5 protein-coding genes are annotated in these 6,768 nt (G+C 62.3%); 2 read left to right on the forward strand and 3 right to left on the reverse strand.

Annotated elements, in window-relative coordinates:
- The first annotated feature begins 42 nt into the window (after positions 1-42).
- Positions 43-1,725, forward strand: a complete 1,683-nt coding sequence (locus C793_RS0108405) for an AMP-binding protein (protein ID WP_017430494.1) — start codon at positions 43-45, stop codon at positions 1,723-1,725.
- Positions 1,726-1,827: 102 nt separating this feature from the next.
- Here the strand turns inward: C793_RS0108405 and mmsB are convergent, their stop codons facing one another.
- From mmsB to C793_RS0108420, 3 genes are all read right to left on the reverse strand, one after another.
- Complete coding sequence (gene mmsB / locus C793_RS0108410; RefSeq protein ID WP_017430495.1) at positions 1,828-2,724, reverse strand: 3-hydroxyisobutyrate dehydrogenase; 897 nt, start codon at positions 2,722-2,724, stop codon at positions 1,828-1,830.
- A 65-nt stretch (positions 2,725-2,789) separates the two neighbouring features.
- Complete coding sequence (locus tag C793_RS0108415; protein ID WP_017430496.1) at positions 2,790-3,956, reverse strand: acyl-CoA dehydrogenase family protein; 1,167 nt, start codon at positions 3,954-3,956, stop codon at positions 2,790-2,792.
- A gap of 105 nt (positions 3,957-4,061) precedes the next feature.
- Entirely contained in the window at positions 4,062-5,555 is a 1,494-nt protein-coding gene (locus C793_RS0108420) for a CoA-acylating methylmalonate-semialdehyde dehydrogenase (RefSeq protein WP_217994467.1), read from the reverse strand.
- Between the two features lie 159 nt (positions 5,556-5,714).
- Here C793_RS0108420 and C793_RS0108425 point away from each other — a divergent pair, with 159 nt between their 5' ends.
- Positions 5,715-6,590 carry an AraC family transcriptional regulator gene (locus tag C793_RS0108425; protein ID WP_017430498.1) on the forward strand — a complete coding sequence of 292 codons (876 nt, stop codon included), beginning with the start codon at positions 5,715-5,717 and terminating at the stop codon, positions 6,588-6,590.
- The last annotated feature ends 178 nt before the right edge of the window (positions 6,591-6,768 follow it).

Consider the following 6,768-nt stretch of genomic DNA (forward strand, 5'->3'; position numbering starts at 1 on the left):
GTCTGTTAGCACTCGATGACAACAACAACCGGAGGCAAGACAATGAATCAAGCTCTTCCAAGCTATGCCAGCGGCACTTCAACCACGCCCCTGTTGGGCATGACCATCGGCGAGATGCTGGACCGCACGGCGGCCCGCTATCCCGACAACGAGGCTCTGGTCTGCCTGCACCAGGACATTCGCTGGACGTACCGGGAATTTCTGGAGCGGGTCAATGAAGCCGCCCGGGCCTTTCTGACGATCGGCGTTGAGCCCGGCGATCGCGTCGGTATCTGGTCGCCCAACCGCTACGAGTGGACCGTCACCCAGTTTGCCACCGCCAAAATGGGCGCCATTCTCGTCAACATCAATCCGGCCTATGGCGTTCATGAACTGGAATACGCCATGAACCTGGCGGGCATCAGCGTGCTGGTCACCGCCGACCGCTTCAAGACCTCGAACTACCGCGAATCGCTGTATGAGCTCGCCCCGGAATTACACGCCGGCACGCCGGGCCATACCCATTCGCAGCGCCTGGCCGATCTGCGCGCGGTGATCAACATGGACAGCGAAAAGCACGACGGCATGTGGACCTGGGATGAATTTACCCGCTTCGGCGACGACACCCCCCAGGCCACGCTGGACGACGTGCAAAATCGGCTGCAGTTCGATGACCCCATCAACATCCAGTTCACCTCCGGCACCACCGGCAACCCCAAGGGCGCTACGCTTACCCACCACAACATTCTCAATAACGGCTTTTTCGTGGGAGAAAGCCAGCGGCTCACCGACCGCGATCGAGTGGTGATTCCCGTGCCGCTTTACCATTGTTTCGGCATGGTCATGGGCAACCTCGGGTGTATCACCCACGGCGCCGCGATGATTTACCCCGGGGAAGGCTTCGAGCCCGGCACGGTGCTCGACGCCGTTCACCGGGAAAAAGCCACGTCGCTCTACGGCGTTCCCACCATGTTCATCGCCGAGCTTGCCGACCCGTCGTTCGACCACTGCGATTTTTCCACGCTGCGCACGGGCATCATGGCCGGTTCGACCTGCCCTGCCGAAGTGATGAAAAAGGTCAACCAGCAGATGAACATGAAGGAGGTGCAGATTGCCTACGGCATGACCGAAACCAGCCCGGTCTCGACGCAGACCAGCTCGCTGGATCCGTTTGACAAGCAGGTCAGCACGGTCGGCCGAACCCAGCCGCACCTGGAAAGCATGGTTGTCGACGTGGTCAGCGGCAGGGTACTGCCCCGGGGCGAGACCGGCGAGCTGTGCACGCGCGGCTACAGCGTCATGCTCAAATACTGGAACAACGCCGAAAAGACCGATGAGGCCATCGACAGCGCCGGCTGGATGCACACCGGAGATTTGGCGACCATGGACGACGAGGGCTATATCGAGGTCGTCGGGCGTATCAAGGACATGGTGATTCGCGGCGGGGAAAACATTTATCCCCGGGAAATCGAGGAGTTTCTCTACACGCATCCGTCCATCGAGGAGGTCCAGGTCACGGGTATTCCCGACAAGACCTACGGCGAGGAGCTTATCGCCTGGGTCAAGCCGCACCCGGACGCCGACACTCTGAACGGCGAGGACATCAAGGCATTCTGCCAGGGCAAAATTGCCCACTTCAAGATTCCCCGGCACTACAAGTTCGTGGACGAGTTTCCCATGACCGTCACCGGCAAAATCCAGAAATTCCGCATGCGCGAAATTTCCATCGACGACATGAACGCATAGCGCCGGGGCCTGCTGCCCACGATAAAAAACGGCGCCCCGATGAATCGGGGCGCCGTTTTGTCTTGCTTGAAAGCAACCACTGACCGCTGAAAGGTGTCGCGTTCAGCCTTCCGAATCGGGCGTATAGAACTGCTGAATACTCGAGAAATCCAGCGAGCCATTGCCCTGCCCCGCATGCAGCTCGAACAGGTTACGCGCCAGCGAGCCCATGGGGATCGCGGCATGGTGGCCAACGGCGTTATCAAACGCCAGCCCGAGGTCCTTGTTCATGAGGTTGACCAGAAAGCCGCCGTCGTAGCCGCGTGATGCTGGCGTGCCGTCCATGACCCCCGGCCAGGGGTTATAGCCGTTGAGCGCCCAGTTGCCCCCGGAGCTCTGTTTCATGATCTCCGAGAGCACGGACGGATCCAGCCCGTTTTTAACCCCGAGCGCCAGCGCTTCACTGGTGCCGGTCATGAGAATGGCCAGCAGCATGTTATTGCAGATCTTGGCGATCTGGCCAGCACCGTTGTCACCCGCCAGAAACACATTTTTCGCCATGACGTCGAGAATTGGCCTGGCTCGGTTGAAAGTCGCTTCGGCGCCACCGCAGATAAACGTGAGAGCGCCGGCCCGGGCGCCGCCGACCCCGCCGGAGACCGGCGCGTCGAGAAACGGAATGTCATTCGCCCGGGCCTGCTCGGCCACGGCGCGCGAGGTTTCCGGCGCGATGGTCGAGGAATCGACCACCAGGGTCCCCGCCGGCAGCTGGGCCAGCAGGCCCTCCGCACCCAGATAGACAGCCTCGACGTGCTTGCCCGCCGGCAGCATGGTGATGACGCATTCCGCGCCCTGAACGGCCTCAGCGGCCGTGGCCGCAGCTTTGGCGCCTTCGGCAACGCGCGCCTCGACCGCTTCCGTCGACAGATCAAAAACCGTGATATCGTGCCCGGCCTTGAGCAGGTTGCTGACCATGGGGCCGCCCATGTTGCCCAGACCGATAAACGTGATCGTCGCCATTGGTTATCCCCTTTATTGTCGTCAAGTCTTGTTGTGTCGGGTTGTCGACGCCGCCTGAGCGGCGCTTACTGGATCGCTTCGACGACACCGTCGTCCAGCAGACGGCGCGCCGCAATCAGGCGCATGACTTCGTTGGTGCCTTCGAGAATCTGGTGGACACGCAAATCGCGCAGATAGCGCTCCAGCGGATATTCGCGAATATAGCCGTAGCCGCCGTGCAGCTGCAGGGCCTCATTGACCACGTCGAAGCAGACATCGGTGGCAAAGCGCTTGGCCATGGCGCAGTGCAGCGTGGCCTCGGCGTCGTCGTTATCCAGCTTGAAAGCCCCGAGCCGCACCATCTGCCGAGCCGCCGTCAGCTGGGTCGCCATATCGGCGATCTTGAACTGCAGCGCCTGAAACGCGGCGAGCGGCTTGCCGAACTGCTCGCGCTCGTGCATGTAGTCACGGGCCCGCAGCAAGGCCGCCTGAGCGCCGCCCAACGAGCAGGTGGCAATGTTCAGCCGCCCGCCGTCGAGGCCCTGCATGGCAATGGCAAAGCCGTCGCCTTCGGCCCCCAGCCGGCGAGATGCCGGTACGCGGACGTTATCGAAGCTGACCATGCGGGTCGGCTGGGAATGCCAGCCCATCTTGTCTTCCAGCCTGCCGTAGGTAATACCTTCGGCCTCTGCCGGTATCACAAAGGTGGAAATGCCCCCGGCGCCGGAATCGGGGCCGCCGGTACGCGCCATCAACACCAGAATATGGGTATCGCCGGCGCCGGAAATGAACACCTTGCTGCCGCTGATCAGGTAGTCATCGCCGTCGCGCACCGCCCGGGTGCGCAGGCTGGCCGCATCGGACCCCGCGCCGGGCTCGGTCAGACAGTAGGACGCCAGCCATTCGCCGCTGGCCAGTTGGGGCACCACCGCTTCCCGGCAGTCCTGCTGACCGAACGTGGCCACCATCCAGGTCGCCATGTTGTGAATGGTGATGTACGCCGCCGTGGACGGGCAGGCGGCCGCCAACTCTTCCACGATGACGGACGTATCCAGCCGCGACAGCCCCATGCCGCCCAGGGCTTCCGGGGTATAAATGCCCATGAAGCCCATTTCGCCGGCTTCCCTGAGCAGCTCCACGGGGAAGATATGCTCGTCGTCCCATTTGGCGGCATGGGGCGCCATGGCCTTTTCGGCAAAGGTGCGGGCAGCGTCGCGAAACGCCAGCTGGTCGTCAGTCAGATCATATTGCATCGCAATTCTCCCGATCGTAATCTCGCCGGATAACGCTATCCGGCCGCAGGCGGGGCTATCGGCCGGGCGGGCACACCTCCCCGACCGGCCCCGCCACTCGTGCGGCTAACGCAGCTGGATGGAGAAATTGGCTTCCGGCGTCGCCTCGCTGGAGAACCACCGCGAGGTGACCGTCTTGGTCTCGGTATAAAAGCGCACCGCCTGTTTGCCGTACGCATGCTGGTCACCGTAGAACGACCCCTTCCAGCCGGTGAAGGAGAAAAACGGCAGCGGCACGGGAATGGGAATATTGACCCCGACCTGCCCCACTTCGATCTCGTGCTGAAAGCGCCGCGCTGCCCCGCCGGAGCCGGTAAAGATCGACACGCCGTTACCGTAGGGGCTGCGGTTGATCAGCTCGATGGCGGCGTCCAGGCTGTCTTCTTCCATGCAGGCCAGTACCGGGCCGAAGATTTCCTCGTTGTAGATAGCCATCTCGGTGGTGACCCCGGAAAACAGCGTCGGGCCCACCCAGTTGCCGTCCGGCAGCCCCTCGATGGTAAAGCCGCGGCCGTCCAGCAGCAGGTTGGCGCCCTGGTCTTCGCCGCTGGTAATCAGCGACTCCACCCGGTCTCTGGCCGCCGCCGAGATCATCGGCCCGTAGCCGGCGGCATCGTCATCCGCAGCGCCCGGCCTGACTTTGGTCATGGCCTCCTTGAGCTCGGGAATCCAGGCCTGGGCTTCGCCCACGAACACCGCCACGGAAATCGCCATACAGCGCTGCCCCGCGGCACCTACCGAGGCGCCCACCAGGGCGTTGATGACCTGCTGCTTGTCGGCGTCCGGCATGATCACCATGTGGTTCTTGGCCCCGGCAAAACTCTGGACACGCTTCATGTTCCGGGTGCCGGTCTCGTAGATGTACTGGCCGACGGGCACCGAGCCGACGAAGGATATCGCCTTGATCGCCGGGTCGGTGAGCAGCGTATCCACCTGCGCCTTGCCGCCGTGGACCACCTGCAGCGTGCCCGCCGGGGCACCGGCCTGTTCAAACAATTCGGCGAGCCGCATCGCCGTCAGCGGCACCTGCTCGGACGGCTTGAGCACGAAGGTGTTGCCGCAGGCAATCGCCATCGGAAACATCCACAGCGGAATCATCGCCGGGAAGTTGAACGGAGTAATGCCGGCACAAACGCCCAGCGGCTGAATCCAGGAGTGGGTATCCACGTTGCGCGCCACGTTGCCCAGGGTTTCGCCCATCATCATCGAGCCTACGCTGGCCGCGTGCTCGACAACCTCGACGCCGCGCCAGACATCGCCTTTGGCATCGTCCAGCGTCTTGCCCGTTTCCTGCGAGAGGATCCCGGCAATCTCGTCGTGATGCTCTTTAAGCAGCGCCTGATAGCGCAGCATAACCCGTGCGCGCTCGGAAACCGGCACGTCTCGCCAGGTCTTGAACACCTCGCCGGCATTCTCGATCGCCCGCTGCATTTCGGCATCGGTGGTCACCGGCGCCCTGGCGATAACCCGGTTGGTCGCCGGGTCGGTGACGTCGATCCAGTCGGTCGTCTGGCTCTCGACAAAGTCGCCGGCGAGATAAAGCGGAACGTTGTGCATGATGCACCCCCTGCTTGTTGTTGTACGGGAGGCAGCCCCGAACGTGCTTACCGGGCCTGCATGTCATCAACCCTAGCAGCTACCCGGGAAGTTCGTGATTGACTAAATTTCGACCTTGATGGACTATATTTTGATAACAATCCCCCCATGGTAGCAGCCCGAATGACCCAGACATCGCAGTGGCCGGTCTCCTCCGACAGCCTTCGCTATGTAATTCCGGCCCCCACGGCGCGCCGGCTTTCCGAGCATCCGCTAACTCGCGAGCTGTATCCGCTGGCGTTCGGCCATTATCGCCGGGCAGCGGGACACCACATGCACCGAGAACGTCACCGCGACAATCTTTTGATTTACTGCACGGAAGGCAAGGCATTTCTGAATGTTCAGGGCCAGCCCTGGCCGGTGACCGCCGGCGATCTTCTGCTGTTACCCGCCGGCGCCAGCCATCGTTACACCGCCGACCCGGACAACCCCTGGACGATACACTGGGTTCATTACGCCGGACCGCTGGCCGACGACTTTCATCACTACATGGGCTTTGACCACGCCACTCGAATACGCCACCCGGGGCAGCAACCCGGGCTGCAGGCCGACTTCAACGGCCTGTTGTCGGTCAGCCAGACGGGATTTCGCATGCCCGGCCTGATTCACGCCGCCAACCGGCTCAGGCAGCTGCTGGCGGCGGTGCCCGGCTATATGGACGGCACCCGCCACAGCTTTCAGGCCGGACGGCATAGCCTCAACGACTACATGCACGAACACCTTGACCAGCGCCTGACGCTGAAACACCTGGCCGACCTGGCCGGCCTGTCGCCGGCACATTTTGCCACGCGCTACCGCGAAGAAACCGGCACCTCGCCGATTCAGCACTTTCTCCATCTGAAGGTAGAAAAAGCCTGCCGGATGCTCGACAACACCGATCTAAGCTTCAGCGATATCAGCCAGCGTCTGGGCTACGAAGATGCCTACTATTTTTCCCGCCTGTTCAAGAAGGTCATGGGCCAGTCGCCGCAACACTACCGCCACGACGCCCAGCATTGAGCCGCCGTCGAGCCGGCAGCAGAAACCGGGCAGCCAAAGCAATAAACACTGAACGACGATTCCCTGTCAGCAAAAACATCGCCATTGCTGAAAAGCAGCGTCAAATATGCCTTTTACCCATCTGCGCGTAAAGCATCGCCCAATGCGGGCGGTGATAAAAGCGCGCAACGCAACGCGG

This window comes from Vreelandella jeotgali Hwa (assembly GCF_000334215.1).
GTDB lineage: Bacteria > Pseudomonadota > Gammaproteobacteria > Pseudomonadales > Halomonadaceae > Vreelandella > Vreelandella jeotgali.

What these genes read in the sequence shown, in the direction of transcription:
- C793_RS0108415 (WP_017430496.1), bottom strand. Translation starts at nt 3,956, where the DNA reads ATGCAATATGATCTGACTGACGACCAGCTGGCGTTTCGCGACGCTGCC.
- C793_RS0108425 (WP_017430498.1), top strand. Translation starts at nt 5,715, where the DNA reads ATGACCCAGACATCGCAGTGGCCGGTCTCCTCCGACAGCCTTCGCTAT.
- C793_RS0108405 (WP_017430494.1), top strand. Translation starts at nt 43, where the DNA reads ATGAATCAAGCTCTTCCAAGCTATGCCAGCGGCACTTCAACCACGCCC.
- mmsB (WP_017430495.1), bottom strand. Translation starts at nt 2,724, where the DNA reads ATGGCGACGATCACGTTTATCGGTCTGGGCAACATGGGCGGCCCCATG.